Raw genomic sequence first — 19,542 nt, forward strand, 5'->3', positions numbered from 1 at the left:
CGGGTAGCCCGGTCAGCGGTCTTCGTCACTCTCGGCGTGGACCAGGGCCCGGCGGTCGTCCAGGTCCTTCACCAGGTCCTCCAGCTCGGACCGGATCCAGTCGCGCGTGGCCACCTCACCCAGGCCCATCCGCAGCGCGGCGATCTCCCTGGTCAGGTACTCGGTGTCGGCGATGGAGCGCTCGTTCTGCTTGCGGTCCTGCTCGTGGGTGACCCGGTCGCGGTCGTCCTGCCGGTTCTGCGCCAGCAGGATCAGCGGGGCCGCGTACGAGGCCTGGAGCGAGAGCATCAGCGTCAGGAAGATGAAGGGGTACTCGTCGAAGCGCAGTTCCGTGGGCGCGAAGATGTTCCACACCACCCACACGATGATGATCAGCGTCATCCAGACGATGAACCGCCCGGTGCCCAGGAAGCGCGCGATCCGCTCCGAGAACCGGCCGAACGCCTCGGGGTCGTACTCCGGCAGCAGTCTGCGGCGGGGCGCCTTCGGCTGGTCGAGCCGGTACCGGGGGGCGCGGGTCAGGGCCGTCGAGCCGTTCGACGCCCTGGAGCGGTCCTCACCGGCCATGGAGCACCCCCTCGCGGCCGTGGAAGTCCGTCTCCCGCCAGTCGTCGGGCAGCAGGTGGTCCAGGACGTCGTCGACCGTCACGGCACCGAGCAGCGAACCGCTCTCGTCCACCACCGGCACCGAGACCAGGTTGTACGCGGCGAGATAGCTGGTCACCACCGACAGCGGCGTCTCGGGGGTCAGCGCCACCAGATCGCTGTCGACGATCGAACTGACCAGGGTGAACGGCGGATCGCGCAGCAGCCGCTGGAAGTGCACCGTGCCGAGGTACTTGCCGGTGGGCGTCTCGTCGGGCGACCGGCACACATAGACCTGCGCGGCCAGCGACGGCGACAGGTCCGACTGGCGGACCCGGGCCAGCGCGTCGGCCACCGTCGCGTCCGGGCGCAGGATGATCGGCTCGGTCGTCATCAGACCGCCCGCCGTCCGCTCCTCGTACGACATCAGGCGCCGCACGTCGGCCGCGTCGTCCGGGCGCATCAGCGTCAGCAGCCGCTCCTTGTCCGCCTCGGGCAGCCCGGAGAGCAGATCGGCCGCGTCGTCGGGGTCCATGGCCTCCAGGACGTCGGCGGCGCGCTCCTCCTTCAGCTTGCCGATGATCTCCACCTGGTCGTCCTCGGGCAGCTCCTCCAGGACGTCGGCGAGGCGGTCGTCGTCCAGGGCGGCGGCGACCTCGGCCCGGCGCTTGGGGGAGAGGTGGTGCAGGGCGTTGGCCACGTCGGTGGGGCGCAGCTTCTCGAACGTGGCGACCAGCGACTCCGCGCCCTGCCCGTGCTCCTCCAGGGAGAAGCCGCGCACCGCCGACCACTCGACGGTCAGCGTCTCGCCCTTGCGGCGCAGCGCCCCGCCGCGGCCCTTGCGGACGAAGTACTTGTCGATCTCCCAGTCGCGGCGGGCCGGCAGCTGCTGGATGGCGACGTCCAGGATGGTGACCTCCTCGCCGGTCTCCACCAGCTGGACCCGCCGGTCGAGGAACTCGCCGAGCACCAGACGTTCGGTGGGCCGCTGTTCGAAGCGGCGCATGTTGACCACGCCGGTGGTGATGACCTGTCCCGACTCGACGCCGGTCACCCGGGTCATCGGCAGGAAGATCCGCCGCCGGCTCACCACCTCGACCACCATGCCGAGCAGCCGCGGCGGCCGGCCGCCGACGCGGAGCATCGCCACCAGATCGCGGACGCGCCCCACCTGGTCGCCGTTGGGGTCGAAGACCGGAACGCCGGACAGATGGGAGACGAAGACCCGGGGCGTGCCTGGTGCCATGGGTGCGCCTCCTCGTTCACCGCCCGGCCGCGGGCGGCGGCTCCGGGCCGCGGGTCCGGCCGTTCCCGCACGTGTACGACGTGATCAGGCTAGCCCGTACCGCCGCGGGCCGCCCCGGCGAACGGTCCGTACGGCTCTGCGCGGGCCCCGCGGGCGGCCCGGGTACGCTGCCGTCTGCCACCCCCGCCACGCAGATGAGAGGCAGTGCGCCTGTGACCTCTTCCGTCCGGCCCGTCCGGGCCCGCCGCCGGACCGCCGTTCTCGCCGTGCTGCTCTGCGCGGGGCTGTCCACGGCCCTGACCGCCTGCGCGGGCGAGGACCCGGACAAGGGGACCAACGGCGTCGCCAAGCTGACCGGGCCGCAGATCGAGGAGAAGGCACGCACCGCCGCGGACGCCGCGGACACCGTGCGGCTGGCCGGGACACTGGTGAGCAAGGGCGGTACGTACAAGATCGACATGCGGCTCAGGAACAAGGGCGGCACCGGCTCCGTCACCTCGAAGAACAGCACCTTCGAGCTGCTGCGGATCGGCGACGAGCTCTATCTGAAGGCCGGTGCGGGCTTCTGGAACCACGAGGACGACGGGAAGACCAGCGACGCGGGGGGCGCCGCCGCCGGCAAGCTGGAGGGCAAGTACGTCAAGGTCCCGGAGGACGACCCCACGTACAAGCAACTGCGCGGTTTCACCGACAAGAAGGTGCTGCTCGACGGGATGCTGACGCTGCACGGCACGGTCGGCAAGGGGGACCGGGGCAAGGTCGGCGGGACGCGCACCATCCGGATCCTGGGCGGCAAGGGCGAGGGCGGCGCGCTCGACGTCTCCCTGGAGGGCACGCCGTACCCGCTGAGCTTCGCCCGGGGCGGCGGCGGGGGCGTGGTCACCCTGGCCGACTGGGGCAAGGACTTCCCGCTCGCGGCCCCGGCCGAGGACGACACCGTCGACTACGGCAGGCAGCTGCCCAAGACGTCCTCGTAGCCGGGTCACCGGCGGCGCAGCGACCGCTTCAGCAGGCGGGGCAGACCGGCCGGGACCGGCAGCCGGGTGGTCGCCGGGCTCGGCAGCGGGGCCGCGGCCCCGGAGTCCGCGGGCAGCTCCGTGCGCGCGTCCAGCGGTGCGAGCCGGACGATCCGGCACTCGCGCGCCCAGCGCTCCGGCATCCGCTCCGCGTCCGGTGCGTTGAGCCGCTTGCCCTTCAGCTCGTCGACGGCCGCCCGCCACTCCTCGGAGTCCGGTACGAGCTGGGTCACCGAGGCGGACCAGGCGACGAGGCGGCCGCCCTTGTCCTTGGAGCGGACGGTCACCTCGGCGGTGGCGCCGTCGGTGAGCCCGGCGGGGAAGGGCTGCTCACCGGGGCCGTCGCCGACCAGATGGGCGGCCCCCTCGTGCCACACGTGCCACAGGGCGCGCGCCGGACCGGTGCCGCGCACCCAGATGAGGCCCGACTTCTTGGTGGCCTCCTCGACGAGGGCCGGTCCCAGCAGCGCGTCAGCAGCAGTCATGGGGCAGAGCTTAGGCCCTGCGCCGGTACGGGGGGCCTGGGGCAATGCCTAGTGCCCCGGCCCGGGGCGGCGCGGCTTCAGAGCCAGCCGTTGCGCTTGAGCATCCGGTGGATGGAGAAACAGACCACCCCGATGAAGCCCATGACCATCAGGTAGCCGTACTTCCACTCCAGCTCGGGCATGTGCTTGAAGTTCATCCCGTAGACGCCGCAGATCATCGTCGGCACGGCGACGATCGCCGCCCAGGAGGTGATCTTGCGCATGTCCTCGTTCTGCGCGACGGTCGCCTGCGCCAGATTGGCCTGGAGGATCGAGTTCAGCAGTTCGTCGAAGCCGATGACCTCCTCCTGCACCCGGACCAGGTGGTCGGCGACGTCCCGGAAGTACTTCTGGATGTCGGGGTCGATGAGCCGCATCGGCCGCTCGCTCAGCAGCTGCATGGGGCGCAGCAGCGGGGACACGGCCCGCTTGAACTCCAGCACCTCGCGCTTGAGCTGGTAGATCCGCCCCGCGTCGGAGCCGCGCGGGCTGCCCTTGTCCGGGGTGGAGAAGACCTCGATCTCCACCTCGTCGATGTCGTCCTGCACGGCGGAGGCCACCGCGATGTAGCCGTCGACGACGTGGTCGGCGATGGAGTGCAGCACCGCGGAGGGGCCCTTGGCGAGCAGTTCGGGGTCGTCCTGGAGCCGGTGGCGCAGCGCGCGCAGCGATCCGTGGCCGCCGTGCCGGACGGTGATGACGAAGTCCCGGCCGGTGAAGCACATCACCTCGCCGGTCTCCACGACCTCGCTGGTCGCGGTGAGTTCGGCGTGCTCGACGTAGTGGATCGTCTTGAAGACGGTGAACAGCGTGTCGTCGTAGCGCTCCAGCTTCGGCCGCTGGTGGGCGTGGACGGCGTCCTCGACGGCGAGCGGGTGCAGCCCGAACTCCCGGGCGATGCCCGCGAATTCCTCCTCGGTCGGCTCGTGCAGACCGATCCAGGCGAAGCCGCCGTGCTCCCGGACGCGGAGCATCGCCTCGTGCGGGGTGCGGCAGGTGCCGTCCCCGTCGGTGAGGCGGCGGCCGTCGCGGTAGACCGCGCAGTCGACGACGGCGCTGGAGGCGGACGGGTCACGGGTGGCGTCGTAGGCGTTGTGCAGGGTGGCGGGCTTGCGCAGGGACGGGCGCACCACGGCGCGAAGGTCACGGATCATCGACATGGCTGACTCCTTCACGGAGGGCCGTCGGGCAGGCCTGGCACAGCCCGGAATGGGGACGTGGGCTCACGTCCGCAAAGCGGGCGGCACCGTGCGGGCACGACGACGGCGTTCGCTACAGACAGGCAAAAGGGGAGTGCTCTTCCGTCGCGCGACAAGCCGGAGGTCTGGACCGGGAAGGCGTCAGATCACAGAAGAAGAGTGCCGAGCGGAAGAGCGGCTGGTACTGCACGGTCGACTTGGATCCACCGCAGCCCCACCTCCTCCGGTCGGTCCCCCGTGGGGGATGACGTTGTGCCGGGACTGAGAGCGACGCTTCTGCGTGCTGTCCCGACCGGCACCCCAGGCTAGCAGCCGCTCCAGGGTCAATCCCTTACTTTGCCCGTTCCATACGCGACCTATGCTCGCCGCATGGCAGAAATTCTTGCGCTGGTCGAGGCACGTCTGCGGACGGCCCTGGGTGAACCGGACGCACGTGCGGCAGTGACGTTTCTCGGGACGGACCGGATCGAGGTTCTCCGCTTCATCGACGGGGACGTGGTGAGATACGCCACCCTCGGCATGTCCGCCCAGCCGATGGCCGATCCGACGGCCGTGGTCGCCGATCCGGTCGCGGGGCCGCGCGCGGAGCTGGTCCTCTCGGTGCGGCTCGGCCTCGCCGACACCGACCAGGTGCTGCGCAAGCTCGCCGTGCTGGCCGCCTCGCCCCAGGTGGAGGGGCTGGTCGTGGCCCCCGGCGCCTCCCTGGACGTGGGCGAACCGCTGTGGCCCGGCGCGCCGTTCACCTCCGTGCTCGTCGCGGAGCCGGGCGGACTGGTGGAGGACCTGGAGCCGGGCGGCGGGATGGATCCGGTCCACTTCCTGCCGCTGCTGCCGATGACGCCCAACGAGGCCGCCTGGAAGCGGGTGCGCGGCGCCCAGGAGCTCCAGGAGCGCTGGCTCTCGCACGGCACGGACCTGCGGGACCCGCTGCGCGGTTCGGTGGCCCTGGACTGACGGGGGCGGAGAGGGCCGGCGGGGGCCCCGTCCGTACGCGGAAGCCCCGCCGCGCGGCCAGGAGGGGGAGCCGCGGGCGGGGCGGTGCGGGGTGGCCGACGGCCGTCCGGGCCGCGTCAGTTGGCGAAGACCGTGACGCCGTCCTCGGTGGCGTGCTTCGGCTCCAGTTCCTCCGCCTCGTGGGTCAGGGCCGACCGGCGGACCCAGACGACGGCCGCGCCGACGAGCGCCGCCGCGGCGGCGACCACGAACGGGATGTGGATGTCGCTCCACTCCTCGATCTTCGGGGCGAGGTAGGGCGCGGCGGCGGCCGCGAACCAGCGGACGAAGTTGTAGCCCGCGCTGGCCACCGGGCGCGGGGCGTCGGAGACCCCGAGCGCCAGCTCCGTGTAGACGGTGTTGTTCATGCCGATGAAGGCGCCGGAGACGATGGTGCAGACGATCGCCGTGGTGTGGTCGCCGTAGCCGAGGACCACCAGGTCCGCGGCGAGCAGCACGAGCGAGGCGCCGAGCACCTTGAGCGAGCCGAACCGCTCCTGGAGCCGGGGCGCGACGAGCACCGAGAAGACCGCGAGCAGCAGGCCCCAGGCGAAGAAGACGGCGCCGGACTTGTACGGCGTCATGTTCAGCACGAACGGCGTGAAGGCCAGGATCGTGAAGAACGCGTAGTTGTAGAAGAACGCGGAGGCCGCGACGGAGGCGAGCCCCCGGTGGCCGAGCGCCCTGACGGGGTCGAGCAGGGACGTCTTACGGGCCGGCCTGGGCTGTTCCTTCAGGAACGCCGTGATGCAGATGAAGCCGATCGCCATCAGCGCGGCCGTCCCGAAGAACGGGTAGCGCCAGCTGGCGTCGCCGAGCAGCGCGCCGAGCAGCGGTCCGCAGGCCATGCCGAGGCCGAGCGCCGACTCGTACAGCAGGATCGCCGCCGAGCTGCCGCCGGCCGCCGCGCCCACGATCACGGCGAGGGCCGTCGAGACGAACAGCGCGTTGCCGAGCCCCCAGCCCGCCCGGAAGCCGACGAGTTCGGCGACGGAGGAGGAGGTGCCGGAGAGCGCGGCGAAGACCACGACCAGCGCGAGACCGGCGAGCAGCGTCTTGCGGCCGCCGATGCGGCTGGAGACGAAGCCGGTCACCAGCATCGCGAAGGCGGTGATCAGGAAGTAGGAGGTGAAGAGCAGTGACACCTGGCTCGGCGTCGCGTCCAGGCCCTTCGCGATGGACGGCAGGATCGGGTCCACCAGGCCGATGCCCATGAACGCGACGACGGATGCGCCCGCTGTGGCCCAGACGGCCTTCGGCTGGCGCAGGATGCTGGCCGTTCCCTGTTCGAACGGATCCTCTCCCCGCATGGGCTTCTCGCTCTCCGCTAGATCGATGTGTTATGCACAGAATAAGTTAGAGCGCCTAATGGATGCAAGCTACATCTAAATCTGCAGGTGGGAGCCACGCTGCGGAAGGGTGATCGTCCTTGACGCGGCGACGGCCGGGGAGGACCGTGGGACGCTATGAGGGGCGAACCCAGTTGCCCGAAGTGCGGAGGCCGGGTCAGGGCGCCCGGTCTCTTTGCCGACACCTGGCAGTGCGACGAGCACGGCAGCGTGCATCCGTTGCAGCCGGTGATCCCGCCCAGCGTCGAAGGGCTCGGCGTCGTCGTGCACCGCGCCCGGGTGCCGGTGTGGATGCCCTGGCCGCTGCCCGTGGGCTGGCTCTTCACCGGCGTGGCCTGCGCGGGCGACGACCGCAGCGGCGGCCGCGCCACCGCCGTCGCCTGCTCCGGACCCGGACCGCTCGGCGGGGTCGGGGAGCTGCTGCTCGTCGCCGAGGAGCTGGGCGTCGGACTCGGGGCGCGGTACGCGGGCGTCGAGGGCCCCGACCCCGGGCCGGGCCTGGCCGTCGACGGACCGCCCGATGTGAAGGTGCTCGCCGCCGGCCGGCCCTCCCCGCTCTGGCATGTGAAGGACGCCCCCGCCGACCGGGCGGTCTTCGCCGGTGAGGCGCGCGGACTCTGGCTCTGGGCGATCGTCTGGCCCGAGCAGTCGGGACTCCTGATGTACGACGAACTGGTGCTGACCGATCTGCGGGACGCCGGGGGAGAGGTCGACCTGGTGCCGTGCGGCGCGCTCACGCCCCGGCTGCTGACCGGACCCTGACCGTCCGGAAGAGGTCCGGCCGCCGGTTATCCTTGAGCGTCCCCCACCCGGCCCGCGAGCACTGGAGTCCGCGTCGTGCGCATCGACCTGCACACCCACTCCACCGCCTCCGACGGCACGGACACCCCCGCCGAGCTGGTGCGCAACGCGGCGGCCGCCGGCCTCGACGTCGTCGCCCTCACCGACCACGACACGGTCCGCGGGCACGCCGAGGCCCTGGCCGCCCTCCCCGAGGGGCTCACGCTCGTCACCGGGGCCGAACTCTCCTGCCGCCTCGACGGCGTCGGACTGCACATGCTGGCCTACCTCTTCGACCCGGACGAGCCCGAACTGGCCCGTGAGCGCGAGCTGGTGCGCGACGACCGGGTGCCGCGCGCCCGCACCATGGTCCGCAGGCTCCAGGAGCTGGGCGTCCCCGTCGCCTGGGAGCAGGTCGCCCGGATCGCCGGTGACGGCTCCGTCGGCCGGCCGCACATCGCCACCGCCCTCGTGGAACTCGGCGTCGTCGAGACCGTCTCCGACGCCTTCACGCCCCAGTGGCTCGCCGACGGCGGACGCGCGTACGCCGAGAAGCACGAACTCGACCCCTTCGACGCGATCCGGCTGGTCAAGGCCGCCGGCGGCGTCACCGTCCTCGCCCACCCGGGCGCCGTCAAGCGCGGTGCCGTCGTCCCCGAGTCCGCGATCGCCGAGCTGGCCGCGGCCGGACTCGACGGCATCGAGGTCGACCACACCGACCACGACGAGCCCACCCGGGCCCGGCTGCGCGGCCTGGCCCGCGAGCTGAACCTGCTGACCACCGGGTCGAGCGACTACCACGGCAGCCGCAAGACCGTGACGCTCGGCGCCCGCACCACCGACCCGGAGATCTACGGCGAGATCACCCGGCGCGCCACGGGAGCCTTCCCGGTGCCGGGCGCCGGCGGACCCGTCACCGCGTAACCGCACCCGCTCCGCTCCGTACCGCCCCCGTCCGCGTCACCGCGCGACGGCCCGGCGGCACCTCCCGGCGCGCCCCGCCACCGCCTCCCGTGATCTCCGGGAGGCTGTCGGCGCGCCACCCCACCCCCCGCTCTCTCCTCGCAAGGCTCATCGTGTTCGACGTCGCTGTCTTCGGATCCCTTTTTCTCACCCTTTTTGTGATTATGGATCCGCCCGGGATCACCCCGATCTTCCTCGCCCTCACCGCCGGCCGGCCCGCCCGGATCCAGCGCAGGATGGCGCTCCAGGCCGTCGCCGTCGCCTTCGGCGTGATCGCCGTCTTCGGCCTGCTCGGCCAGCAGATCCTGGACTATCTCCATGTCTCCGTCCCCGCCCTGATGATCGCGGGCGGGCTGCTCCTGCTGCTCATCGCGCTCGATCTGCTGACCGGCAAGACCGACGAGCCGACCCAGACCAAGGACGTCAACGTCGCGCTCGTGCCGCTCGGCATGCCGCTGCTCGCCGGACCCGGAGCGATCGTCTCGGTGATCCTCGCGGTGCAGCACGCCGACAGCGTGTCCGGTCAGATCTCCGTCTGGACCGCGATCATCGCCATGCACGTCGTGCTCTGGCTGACCATGCGCTACTCGCTGCTGATCATCCGGGTCATCAAGGACGGCGGCGTCGTCCTGGTCACCCGGCTCGCCGGCATGATGCTGTCCGCCATCGCGGTCCAGCAGATCATCAACGGCGTCACCCAGGTCATCCAGGACGCCTGACCGCCCCCGCACAGCACGGCGCCCCCGCACGGACCTTCCGTACGGGGGCGCTTCGTCTTTACTTCACTACCGTGTTACGAAGCCGGGCTTTCGGCCGGGCGGATGTAGATGCGCTGGCCCATGGAGGCGGCCTGCTGCACGATCCGCTTGACGGAGGCGGCGTCCACGACGGTGCTGTCCACGGCGGTACCGTCGACATCGTCGAGTCGCATGATCTCGAAGCGCATACGGCTTCCCTTCGTCTGATCCTCCTGATGGAGAACTGCTGGGAGGACGGATGAACCGTCCGCAAGGATGTGGGGCGCGGGCAAGGCTCTCTCGCGTCCCATGGGGTGACAACGACTTGTCTCCTGCAATCATTCCCTACGCTAAGGAAAAGTTTTGGATGTCTAAGTACCAGCGAGTAACCGGCCGTGCGCGGACGACGACATCCGCGGCGGGGCCCGTATGAACGAGGACGGGATCGCCGAGCGCCTGGACCTCGCCAACGCCCTGCTCCAGCGGATGCTCGCCGAGGTGTCGAAGACCCCCTCGACCCATGCGATCTTCGTGGACGCCGGCTATGTCTACGCCGCGGCCGGGCTGCTCGTCACCGGTACCGAGGACCGGCGCTCCTTCGACCTCGACGCCGAAGGACTGATCGAGGCCTTCATCGACAAGGCCCGCACCATCTTCGCCGACAGCCGGCTGCTGCGCGTGTACTGGTACGACGGCGCCCGGCGGCGGATCCACACGCCCGAGCAGCAGTCCATTGCCGAACTCCCCGACGTCAAGGTCCGGCTGGGCAACCTCAACGCCAACAACCAGCAGAAGGGCGTCGACTCCCTCATCCGCACCGACCTCGAATCCCTCGCCCGCCACCGTGCCATCAGCGACGCCGCCCTCGTCGGCGGGGACGAGGACCTGGTGTCGGCGGTCGAGGCCGCGCAGGGGTACGGGGCCCGTGTCCATCTCTGGGGCATCGAGGCCGGGGAGGGCCGCAACCAGGCCGAACCGCTGCTCTGGGAGGTCGACAGCCAGCGCACCTTCGACCTCGACTTCTGCCGCCCCTACGTGACCAGACGCCCCGTCACCACCTTCGAGGAGGACACCCCCGCGCCCTCGCGCGAGAACGTCCGCTTCGTCGGCGCCCAGATCGCCGCGGAATGGCTCGCCACCCGGGGCCGGGCCGCCCTCGCCGATCTGCTGCCGGGCCACCCCTATCTGCCGGGTTCGGTCGACCAGGACCTCCTCGTCGAGGCCGAACGGCGTCTCCAGCACTCACTGCGCGGCCACGCCCCGCTGCGCCGCGCGCTGCGCGACGGCTTCTGGCAGCACCTCCAGGGACAGTACTGACGGGTGCGGGCGGGGGGTCTCGCCGCCTACAGACCGTCCCAGAAGGCGACCAGCGCGGCGGCGGTCGGTCCGGGGCGGCCGGTGTTGGGGGAGTGCTCGGCGCCCGCGATCCGGGTCCGGTGCGCGCCGAGGCGCCCGGCCATCGCGTCCAGCAGCGGCACCGGCCACACGTCGTCGCTCTCGCCGGAGATCACATGGACGGGCAGCCCGGTGGCGGCCAGCTCGGCCACCCGGTCCGGCTCGGTCGCCAGCTGCCGTCCGGTGGCGATCAGCTGTTCGGGGCGGTTGCGCAGCCAGCGCCGCCGCAGCTCCTCGCCGCCCGTCTCCGCCTCGGCCGGCGGGTCGAAGGCGCGCATCGCCGCCCAGACGTCGTCCATGGTCATGGTGGCCAGCGCGTCGCCCAGGATCTTCACCTTGATCTGCTGCGCCTCGACGACCTCGGCCGGCCCGGACGACATCAGGGTGAGCGAACGGAACGGGACGCGGTCCAGCAGGACGGCCGCCCGCGCGATCTGCCCGCCCAGCGAATGGCCGAGCAGATCCACCCCGCCCGCCGTGCCGAGCGCGGCCGTCTGGGCCAGCACGTCGCGGGCCAGCTCCTCCTGCGCGTACGTCTCCGGGCGGTCCGTCCCCTCCGTCTCGTACTGGCCGCGGCCGTCGACGCTCACTGCCCGGTAGCCGGCCGCGGTAAGCGGCTCCAGGAGGGCGATGAAGTCCTCCTTGCTGCCGGTGTACCCGGGCAGCATCAGTACGGTGCCGCGCGGGTCCCGGTCCGGTACGGCGTCCAGGACGGCGAAGTCCCCGCGCGCGGTGCGCAGGGTGCGGGGGCGGGCGCAGGGGGGCGGGACGAAGGTCGGTGGCCGGCTCATGGCACGAGGTTAGAACGCCCGCCACCGGGGCGCGTCCGGGATGGGCGCGGACGGGGCCGGTGCGCGTACGGGGCCGGCGCCGCGCGGGTGCGGCCGTCGTGGGGCCGGAAACGCCGGACGGGCCCGGGGGGAATCGATCCCCGGGCCCGTCCGGCCGGTCACACGTGGTGCGCTCAGCCCTCGGCCTTCGCCGCGGTGGTGCGCGGCGAGCGGCGGCGGCGCGGCTTGGCCTCGCCCTCGGCGGCGGCCGGGGCCTCCGCCACGGTCTCCGTCTTCGGCTTGGCGGCCGCACGGGTGCGGCGGCGCGGCCGGGACTCCGGCTCCGGCTCCGAGATCGGCGCGATCTGGAAGTCGACCTCGTCCTCGGCGGGCTTGATCACCCGGCGGCGGCGCGGCTTGGTCACCGTGGGGACCTCGGCCACGGGCTCGGCCACCGGGGCGATCTGGAAGTCCACCTCGTCGGCGGCCGGCTTGACCGTCCGGGTGCGGCGGCGGCGCGGCTTGGCCTCGGCCACCGTCTCCGCCTCGGTGTCGATGACGACCTCCGGCTTGGCGGCCCGGCTGCGGGTCCGCTTCCTCGGCGCGGCCTCCGCCTCGGGCTCGGCCACCAGGGCCGGCGCCTCGGCCACGGCCACCGCGCTCTCGGCGGCGCTCTCCGCGACCTCGGCGACGTCCGCGACGGACACCCGGCCGCGTCGGCGGCGGCGCGGGGTGCGCGGCTCGGACGGTGCGTCGGCGGCGGGGGTCTCCACGGCCTCGGCGGCCGGTGCGGGCACCGTCGCGGCGCCCTCGCCCTCACCCACGGCGCTGCCGCCCCGGGTGCGCCGGCGCTGGCGCGGGGTGCGCGGGGGGCGCTCCTCGCGGGTCGCGGGCGCCGGGGCCGAGCGGCGGCCCCGGCCGCCCGTCTCGCCCAGGTCCTCGATCTCCTCGGCCTTCAGACCGGCACGGGTCCGCTCGGCACGGGGCAGGACGCCCTTGGTGCCGGCCGGGATGTCCAGGTCCTCGTAGAGGTGCGGGGACGTGGAGTAGGTCTCGGCCGGGTCCGGGAAGTTCAGGTCCAGGGCCTTGTTGATCAGCTGCCAGCGCGGGATGTCGTCCCAGTCGACCAGCGTGATCGCGATGCCCTTGGCACCCGCGCGGCCGGTGCGGCCGATCCGGTGCAGATAGGTCTTCTCGTCCTCGGGGGACTGGTAGTTGATGACGTGCGTCACGCCCTCGACGTCGATGCCGCGGGCGGCGACGTCGGTGCAGACGAGCACGTCGACCTTGCCGTTGCGGAAGGCGCGCAGCGCCTGCTCGCGGGCGCCCTGGCCGAGGTCGCCGTGGACGGCGCCGGAGGCGAAGCCGCGCTTCTCCAGCTGCTCGGCGATGTCCGCCGCGGTGCGCTTGGTACGGCAGAAGATCATCGCGAGTCCGCGGCCCTTGGCCTGCAGGATGCGCGAGACCATCTCGGGCTTGTCCATCGAGTGGGCGCGGTAGACGTACTGCGCCGTGTTCTTGACGGTCGTGCCCTCGTCGTCGGGCGAGGTGGCGTTGATGTGCGTCGGCTGCGACATGTAGCGGCGGGCGAGCGAGATGACCGCGCCCGGCATGGTCGCCGAGAACAGCATCGTCTGGCGCTTCGCCGGCAGCATCGTGATGATGCGCTCGACGTCGGGCAGGAAGCCCAGGTCCAGCATCTCGTCGGCCTCGTCGAGGACGAGCGCGCGGACCTTGGAGAGGTCCAGCTTGCGCTGGCCCGCGAGGTCGAGGAGCCGGCCCGGGGTGCCGACGATCACGTCGACGCCCTTCTTCAGGGCCTCGACCTGCGGCTCGTACGCCCGGCCGCCGTAGATCGCCAGCACGCGGACGTTGCGCACCTTGCCGGCGGTCAGCAGGTCGTTGGTGACCTGCTGGCACAGCTCACGGGTGGGAACGACGATCAGTGCCTGCGGGGAGTCCGTCAGCTCCTCCGGCTTCGCGCGACCCGCCTCGACATCGGCGAGGACGGTGACGCGCTCCAGCAGCGGAAGGCCGAAGCCGAGCGTCTTGCCGGTGCCGGTCTTGGCCTGGCCGATGACGTCGGAGCCGGAGAGGGCGACGGGGAGCGTGAGCTCCTGGATGGGGAAGGGGGACGTGATGCCGACGGCCTCAAGGGCCTCGGCCGTCTCGGAAAGAATCCCGAGGTCTCGGAACGTAGTCAGGGTGCTGCCTCTTCTGTGAAACGCGGTCCGAGGCGAACGAAGGGGGTCGTACCGTGCCGGGGTTGGTCATCCGGCCGTGGGGCCGGGTGGCGCGGGACCACTGCCGTCGCTCGAGCGTCGTGCCGCTGAGGGGGCCCCTCATCTGCGGCCGTGCGTGTCGCACGCACCGCGTGGAGGGCTGTCGGGTCGGAGCCGATCGGGCCACCGACCGGGCATCCTCATTCAATTTCGCGCAACGAGCAGCTGCAAAATGCTCAGTAAGCGCATTACCACTGTACCCCGGATTCGCGCATCTGTGTTGGGTGAATTCATCGGCACCGTGTGACGTGGGCCGGCGGCCGGACCCCTCGGCCCCTGGCGGGGCGGGCTATTCTGCGGTCCATGGAGACGCCTGACAACGCCACTGACGCACCCGCATCCACCCGAGTCGCCGACCAGGACTGGGCCACCGCGTCCGCGGAGCCGCAGTACCGGGCCGCCGTCGTCGATCTGCTGGGCGCCCTCGCCTACGGGGAGCTGGCGGCCTTCGAGCGGCTCGCGGAGGACGCGAAGCTGGCGCCGACCCTGGCCGACAAGGCGGCCCTGGCGAAGATGGCCTCCGCGGAGTTCCACCACTTCGAGCGGCTCACCGACCGGCTGACCGCCATCGAGGTCGAGCCCACCGGCGCCATGGAGCCGTTCGCCAGGGCGCTCGACGACTTCCACCGCCAGACCGCGCCTTCGGACTGGCTGGAGGGCCTGGTCAAGGCGTACGTGGGCGACTCGATCGCCAGTGACTTCTACCGCGAGGTCGCCGTCCGGCTCGACTCGGACACCCGCTCGCTCGTCCTCGCCGTGCTCGACGACACCGGCCACGGCAACTTCGCCGTCGAGAAGGTGCGCGCCGCGATCGAGGAGGACCCGAGGGTCGGCGGCCGGCTCGCGCTCTGGGCCCGGCGGCTGATGGGCGAGGCGCTCTCCCAGGCGCAGCGCGTGGTCGCCGACCGCGACGCGCTCTCCACCATGCTGGTGGGCGGGGTGGCCGACGGCTTCGACCTCGCCGAGGTCGGCCGGATGTTCTCCCGGATCACCGAGGCGCACACCAAGCGGATGGCCGCCCTGGGGCTGGCCGCGTAAGGAAACGCACAAGGAGGGGGGCCGCGCCCCCTCGGGCCTGTCCGCCCATTCCGGACGGGCCCTCGGACCGCTCGGCGGAGCGTCAGACCGCCGCCGACCGGCCCAGCCGGCCGCTGCGCGGCCTGAGCAGCAGCGACAGCGTCACCGCGGAGATCAGCACCGAACCCACCAGGGTCGCCGCCGTATGCCCCGGGCCCAGCACCGAGTGCGTGAGATAGGCGCCGAACAGCGCCCCCAGCGCACCGGTCGGCAGCACGGCGCGACGGGAGGGCAGCCGCGGCGAGAAGCCGCGCAGCGCCGCCCAGGACAGGACGAGCCCGAGCACGACGGAGCCCAGGGTTTCCAGGATCACGGACGATCACCTCGCAGACGCGGGCCGGGCAAATCGGTCGAGGCCGTCCTACCCCCGGGCGGCGGAACGCAACCCTCCCGCGGACAGCCTTCGCCCAGCCGACGCACAGGAACGGGGAAATCCCCCGGACCCCGTACCGGCGCGTTTCGGACATCCGCCCCCGGAACGCGGGAAACGGAGAGCGGCCCGGTGGGAATCCCACCGGGCCGCTCCCGCGGTCTTCGCGTCCGGACGCGCTACAGCGTGCCGAACCCCACCCGTCGGGCGCTGGGCTCGCCGATCTCCACATAGGCGATCCGGTCGGCCGGCACCAGGACCTTCCGGCCCTTCTCGTCCGTGAGGCTGAGCAGCTGCGCCTTGCCGGTCAGCGCCTCGGAAACCGCGCTCTCGACCTCTGCGGCGGAAAGCCCGCTCTCCAGAACGATCTCCCGGGGCGTGTGCTGCACCCCGATCTTGACCTCCACGGCTATGTCCCTCCGACGGTCAGTCCCTGCGCGGTGAGCCGCGCCGTACGCAGGACACATTAGCCCGCTGAGGGGACGGGACCGGGCTCGGCGGGCCACGCCCGCAGCGAACACCCGCGCCGGGCGCGCGTCAGTGCTGTTCGATGCCGTGCAGCGGGAAGCCCGCGATGCCCCGCCAGGCCAGCGAGGTCAGCAGCTGGACCGCGGTGTCGCGCGGGATCGCCGACCGGCTGGAGAGCCAGTAGCGGGCGACCACCTGGGAGACCCCGCCGAGACCGACCGCGAGGAGCATGGACTCGTCCTTGGACAGCCCGGTGTCACCGGCGATCACGTCCGAGATCGCCTCGGCGCACTGGAGGGAGACCCGGTCGACCCGCTCGCGCACGGCCGGCTCGTTGGTCAGGTCCGATTCGAAGACCAGCCGGAACGCCCCGCCCTCGTCCTCCACGTACGCGAAGTAGGCGTCCATCGTCGCGGCGACGCGCAGCTTGTTGTCCGTGGTCGAGGCCAGCGCCGTGCGCACGGCGTGGAGCAGGGACTCGCAGTGCTGGTCGAGCAGGGCCAGATAGAGCTCCAGCTTGCCCGGGAAGTGCTGGTAGAGGACCGGCTTGCTGACCCCGGCCCGTTCCGCGATGTCGTCCATGGCCGCGGAGTGGTAGCCCTGCGCGACGAAGACCTCCTGCGCGGCGCCCAGCAGCTGGTTGCGTCGCGCGCGGCGGGGCAGGCGGGTGCCCCTCGGGCGCGCGGCCTCGGTCTGCTCGATGGCTGTCACGCCGCCTCCCAGAATTGTGTTCGGACCCAGCAGTTCGGTGCACGCTGCGCCATACCGTCATCGTACTTTTGGGTAACCCTGGTATGCGCGGCGCGGACGCAGAATTTCACGGACCGGACGACTGCGGTAGCCACAGATTCACCGGCCCTCGCCGCATAGCGGGACGTTTCAGCGGTAATCGTCCTCATCCTGTGTGACGACCCGGGCCTGCTCCGCCGCGTCGGCCTCGTCGGCGTCGTTCCGGCCGACGTCCGTCAGCGGTTCGTCGCGCTGCGGGCTCAGGTCCGCCCGCTGTTCGGCGGCGTCCGCCTCGGGCGTCTCCTGGTCCGGTTCGTCCGGCTGCACGTCCGCGAAGGTCTCCGGGTCGTTGGGGTCGGCCGTCATGGGGCGCTCCCTTTCCTCGGCTTCGGGTCCTCAGCTTCGAGCCTAGGCTCTGCCCGGAATTCCGGCGCGGAGGGGAGCGGTGCCTCCGGGGCCGGGACGGTGCGCCCCCGTGGGAACGTTGTGACGGCGAACACATGAACCCCGGTGTGATCGTCTCGTAACATTGCCGCATGTCTTCGACCGAGCTGCCGGGAGTCCGCGGCGCCGCCGCGGCGGTGTCCCCCACGGTGAGCACCGTCAAGGTCGCGGAGGGCGAGGCGATGCGCTCCGTCACGCTCCCCGGGCTGACGCTGGCGCTCCGTTCGCGACGGCCGGAGCGGTCCGGACTGCCTCCGGCCCTCTTCGTGCACGGCCTCGGCGGCTCCTCGCAGAACTGGTCGGCGCTGATGCCGCTGCTCCAGGACGTGCTGGACTGCGAGGCCGTCGACCTGCCCGGTTTCGGGGACTCCCCGCCGCCGGACGACGGCAACTACTCGGTCACCGGGCACGCGCGGGCGGTGATCCGGCTGCTGGACGCCGGCGGGCGCGGACCCGTCCACCTGTTCGGCAACTCGCTGGGCGGTGCGGTGGCCACCCGGGTCGCGGCGGTCCGCCCCGATCTGGTCCGCACCCTGACCCTGGTCTCGCCCGCGCTCCCCGAGATCCGCGTGCAGTGGTCGGCCGCGCCGACCGGACTGCTCGCCGTTCCGGGCGTCGTCTCCCTGTTCGCCCGGATGACCCGCGACTGGACCGCCGAGGACCGCACCCGCGGAGTCATGGCACTCTGTTACGGCGATCCGGCGCGCGTCTCCGCGGCGGGCTTCCGCGACGCGGTGGCCGAAATGGAGCGGCGGCTGGCGCTGCCGTACTTCTGGGACGCCATGGCGCGCTCGGCACGTGGCATCGTCGACGCGTACACCCTGGGCGGACAGCACGGGCTCTGGCGACAGGCGGAGCGGGTGCTGGCCCCGACCCAGCTCGTGTACGGGGGACGGGACCGGCTCGTCTCGTACCGGATGGCACGCAGGGCGTCCGCGGCCTTCCGCGACGCGCGCCTGCTGACACTGCCCGACGCCGGGCACGTGGCGATGATGGAGTACCCGGAGGCGGTCGCCCAGGCGTTCCGGGAACTGCTCGACGAATGCGGCGGGAGCTGATCCGGGGCGTGGGACGACACAGTCGAAGGGGCCCTGCGCCCGAGGCGCCCGGTACCGGGCCCGCTCCGGCGAACCCGGAAGCGGGGCCCGGCGGCGCTCCGCCCGCCGCCGGCAGCGGCCGGCGCAGACGGCCCGGCGGCACCCCTTCCGACGAGGACTTCGACCCCTTCCGGGCCGGGTCCGAGGTGCGCGGCGGCCACCCCGAGCACCGTGAACCCGGTGGCGGCTGGGGCACGGGCCCCCTCGCCCGGTACGGCGAGCGGCCCGCCCCGCCGAACGGCGCGGCTCCGCGGCCCCCGGCGCCCGGTGGTGCCCGCGGCCCGCGGACGCCGGACGGCCCGACCGGGCCGCTGATACCGGGCCCGCGCAGGGAGTTCGTCGAGGCCTTCGACAGCCCGCCGGCGGTGCCCGCGCCGCGCCGGGACGCGGCGCCCCCGGCCGATCCGTACCGCTCGGTCACCGAATGGGACGAGCAGCCGCCGGAGGACGGCGGCGCCTCCGGCAAGGCGGCCAGGGGCGGCCGGGGCCGGACCTTCACCGGCATCGCGGCCGCCGCGGTGACCACCGTGCTCGCCGTCGTGGTGGCCGGCCAGGTCGCCCAGGACGGTTCCGGCGGCCGGAGCGGCGAGGCACGGGCCGCGGGCGTGGACCGGGACGACTCCGGCGACGCCTCGCGCTCGGACACCCGCAACACCCCGGCGCCCGAGAGCGTGGCGTCCAAGCCCCTCACGTACGAGCAGAAAATGGCCAAGCCGTATCCGCTGGCGGCGAAGCTGGAGGGCCCGGGGACGTTCGAGACGGTCCCGGGCCGGGCGAAGGCGCCCGGCAAGGGGACGGTGCACCGCTACCGGATCGATGTCGAGAAGGGCCTCGGACTCGACGCGGCGCTCTTCGCGGACGCCGTCCAGAAGACGCTCAACGACGACCGGAGCTGGGCGCACGACGGCGCCATGACCTTCGAACGGATCTCCACCGGGGACCCGGACTTCGTCATCACGCTCGCCAGCCCCGGCACCACCGCGGACTGGTGCCGTAAATCGGGGCTCGACACCACCGAGGACAACGTCTCCTGCGACTCGGCGGCCACCGAGCGCGTGATGATCAACGCCTACCGCTGGGCCCAGGGTTCGTCCACCTTCGGACCGGACAAGCTCTTCGCCTATCGCCAGATGCTGATCAATCACGAGGTGGGCCACCGGCTCGGCCACAACCACGTGAGCTGCCGGACGCCGGGCACCCTCGCACCGGTGATGCAGCAGCAGACCAAATCGCTCGACATCGACGGAATCGAGTGCCGTCCCAACCCCTGGGTGTACCCGCGGGACTGAGCGTCCCGGGCCACCCTCCTCGTGATCGGCTCCCTCTCTAGCGCGTCTAAACGCCATCGGGGCAGGAAAGTTACGCCGGTTCACCCCTTTCGGTGGTGGGGCGGGCCCCCCCCCCGCGCCCCCCCCCCCCCCGCCCCGGCGGGGGGGGGGCCGGGGCGGGGCCCCCCCCCCCCCCGCCCCCCGGGGGGGCCCGGGCGGGCGCCCGGCGGGCGGGCGGGGGGGGCGCCGG

General features: G+C 72.5%; 21 protein-coding genes. 9 read left to right on the plus strand and 12 right to left on the minus strand.

Going from position 1 to position 19,542, the window contains the following annotated elements:
• Positions 1 to 12: 12 nt before the first annotated feature.
• A complete protein-coding gene (locus tag ACFVDM_RS08085) occupies positions 13 to 567 on the minus strand; it encodes a DUF1003 domain-containing protein (RefSeq protein ID WP_383634671.1) in 555 nt (184 codons plus the stop codon).
• Complete coding sequence (locus ACFVDM_RS08090; protein ID WP_383634673.1) at positions 557 to 1,831, minus strand: magnesium transporter MgtE N-terminal domain-containing protein; 1,275 nt, start codon at positions 1,829 to 1,831, stop codon at positions 557 to 559. Before ACFVDM_RS08090 ends, ACFVDM_RS08085 begins: the two co-directional genes overlap by 11 nt.
• A 212-nt stretch (positions 1,832 to 2,043) precedes the next feature.
• On the opposite strand from ACFVDM_RS08090, the gene ACFVDM_RS08095 reads away from it, so the two are divergent.
• Positions 2,044 to 2,808: a hypothetical protein gene (locus tag ACFVDM_RS08095; RefSeq protein WP_383634675.1), complete on the plus strand. Its 765-nt coding sequence runs from the start codon at positions 2,044 to 2,046 to the stop codon at positions 2,806 to 2,808.
• 5 nt (positions 2,809 to 2,813) lie between these two features.
• Here ACFVDM_RS08095 and ACFVDM_RS08100 read toward each other — a convergent pair whose 3' ends face one another.
• Entirely contained in the window at positions 2,814 to 3,332 is a 519-nt protein-coding gene (locus tag ACFVDM_RS08100; protein WP_383634677.1) for a hypothetical protein, read from the minus strand.
• Between the two features lie 77 nt (positions 3,333 to 3,409).
• Positions 3,410 to 4,531: a magnesium and cobalt transport protein CorA gene (locus tag ACFVDM_RS08105; RefSeq protein ID WP_383634679.1), complete on the minus strand. Its 1,122-nt coding sequence runs from the start codon at positions 4,529 to 4,531 to the stop codon at positions 3,410 to 3,412.
• A gap of 408 nt (positions 4,532 to 4,939) precedes the next feature.
• On the opposite strand from ACFVDM_RS08105, the gene ACFVDM_RS08110 reads away from it, so the two are divergent.
• Positions 4,940 to 5,524, plus strand: coding sequence for a suppressor of fused domain protein (locus ACFVDM_RS08110; RefSeq protein WP_383634681.1), 585 nt, complete (start codon positions 4,940 to 4,942; stop codon positions 5,522 to 5,524).
• 116 nt (positions 5,525 to 5,640) lie between these two features.
• Here the strand turns inward: ACFVDM_RS08110 and ACFVDM_RS08115 are convergent, their stop codons facing one another.
• Complete coding sequence (locus ACFVDM_RS08115; protein WP_383634683.1) at positions 5,641 to 6,873, minus strand: MFS transporter; 1,233 nt, start codon at positions 6,871 to 6,873, stop codon at positions 5,641 to 5,643.
• Between the two features lie 156 nt (positions 6,874 to 7,029).
• Between ACFVDM_RS08115 and ACFVDM_RS08120 the strand changes: the two genes are divergently transcribed.
• The 3 genes from ACFVDM_RS08120 (at position 7,030) to ACFVDM_RS08130 (ending at position 9,374) form a co-directional block, all read left to right on the plus strand.
• Positions 7,030 to 7,674 carry a DUF6758 family protein gene (locus ACFVDM_RS08120; protein WP_383634685.1) on the plus strand — a complete coding sequence of 215 codons (645 nt, stop codon included), beginning with the start codon at positions 7,030 to 7,032 and terminating at the stop codon, positions 7,672 to 7,674.
• 75 nt (positions 7,675 to 7,749) lie between these two features.
• On the plus strand, positions 7,750 to 8,616 hold the full coding sequence (locus tag ACFVDM_RS08125; protein WP_383634687.1) for a PHP domain-containing protein: 867 nt from the start codon (positions 7,750 to 7,752) through the stop codon (positions 8,614 to 8,616).
• A 152-nt stretch (positions 8,617 to 8,768) separates the two neighbouring features.
• A complete protein-coding gene (locus ACFVDM_RS08130; protein ID WP_383634689.1) occupies positions 8,769 to 9,374 on the plus strand; it encodes a MarC family protein in 606 nt (201 codons plus the stop codon).
• A 74-nt stretch (positions 9,375 to 9,448) separates the two neighbouring features.
• Here ACFVDM_RS08130 and ACFVDM_RS08135 read toward each other — a convergent pair whose 3' ends face one another.
• A complete protein-coding gene (locus tag ACFVDM_RS08135) occupies positions 9,449 to 9,601 on the minus strand; it encodes a hypothetical protein (RefSeq protein WP_383634691.1) in 153 nt (50 codons plus the stop codon).
• A 220-nt stretch (positions 9,602 to 9,821) separates the two neighbouring features.
• Between ACFVDM_RS08135 and ACFVDM_RS08140 the strand changes: the two genes are divergently transcribed.
• Complete coding sequence (locus ACFVDM_RS08140) at positions 9,822 to 10,709, plus strand: NYN domain-containing protein (protein WP_383634693.1); 888 nt, start codon at positions 9,822 to 9,824, stop codon at positions 10,707 to 10,709.
• 26 nt (positions 10,710 to 10,735) lie between these two features.
• Here the strand turns inward: ACFVDM_RS08140 and ACFVDM_RS08145 are convergent, their stop codons facing one another.
• The gene (locus ACFVDM_RS08145) at positions 10,736 to 11,578 is read right to left on the minus strand and encodes an alpha/beta fold hydrolase (RefSeq protein ID WP_383634695.1); all 843 of its coding nucleotides are present in this window, start codon (positions 11,576 to 11,578) and stop codon (positions 10,736 to 10,738) included.
• Positions 11,579 to 11,751: 173 nt separating this feature from the next.
• A complete protein-coding gene (locus ACFVDM_RS08150) occupies positions 11,752 to 13,698 on the minus strand; it encodes a DEAD/DEAH box helicase (RefSeq protein ID WP_383635409.1) in 1,947 nt (648 codons plus the stop codon).
• A gap of 444 nt (positions 13,699 to 14,142) precedes the next feature.
• Between ACFVDM_RS08150 and ACFVDM_RS08155 the strand changes: the two genes are divergently transcribed.
• A complete protein-coding gene (locus ACFVDM_RS08155) occupies positions 14,143 to 14,877 on the plus strand; it encodes a ferritin-like fold-containing protein (protein ID WP_383634696.1) in 735 nt (244 codons plus the stop codon).
• Between the two features lie 82 nt (positions 14,878 to 14,959).
• Here the strand turns inward: ACFVDM_RS08155 and ACFVDM_RS08160 are convergent, their stop codons facing one another.
• The 4 genes from ACFVDM_RS08160 to ACFVDM_RS08175 form a co-directional block, all read right to left on the minus strand.
• Entirely contained in the window at positions 14,960 to 15,229 is a 270-nt protein-coding gene (locus ACFVDM_RS08160) for a hypothetical protein (protein WP_383634698.1), read from the minus strand.
• Between the two features lie 236 nt (positions 15,230 to 15,465).
• Positions 15,466 to 15,693, minus strand: coding sequence for a DUF3107 domain-containing protein (locus ACFVDM_RS08165; protein WP_383634700.1), 228 nt, complete (start codon positions 15,691 to 15,693; stop codon positions 15,466 to 15,468).
• A 130-nt stretch (positions 15,694 to 15,823) separates the two neighbouring features.
• Complete coding sequence (locus ACFVDM_RS08170) at positions 15,824 to 16,465, minus strand: TetR/AcrR family transcriptional regulator (RefSeq protein ID WP_383634702.1); 642 nt, start codon at positions 16,463 to 16,465, stop codon at positions 15,824 to 15,826.
• Positions 16,466 to 16,633: 168 nt separating this feature from the next.
• Positions 16,634 to 16,849: a hypothetical protein gene (locus tag ACFVDM_RS08175; protein ID WP_383634704.1), complete on the minus strand. Its 216-nt coding sequence runs from the start codon at positions 16,847 to 16,849 to the stop codon at positions 16,634 to 16,636.
• A 170-nt stretch (positions 16,850 to 17,019) separates the two neighbouring features.
• Here ACFVDM_RS08175 and ACFVDM_RS08180 point away from each other — a divergent pair, with 170 nt between their 5' ends.
• Entirely contained in the window at positions 17,020 to 17,985 is a 966-nt protein-coding gene (locus ACFVDM_RS08180; protein ID WP_383634706.1) for an alpha/beta fold hydrolase, read from the plus strand.
• Positions 17,970 to 19,313, plus strand: coding sequence for a DUF3152 domain-containing protein (locus ACFVDM_RS08185; protein ID WP_383634708.1), 1,344 nt, complete (start codon positions 17,970 to 17,972; stop codon positions 19,311 to 19,313). The genes ACFVDM_RS08180 and ACFVDM_RS08185 overlap by 16 nt, the downstream gene beginning before the upstream one ends.
• The last annotated feature ends 229 nt before the right edge of the window (positions 19,314 to 19,542 follow it).

Origin of the sequence: Streptomyces sp. NPDC057682, from assembly GCF_042799575.1 — a bacterium.
GTDB lineage: Bacteria > Actinomycetota > Actinomycetes > Streptomycetales > Streptomycetaceae > Streptomyces.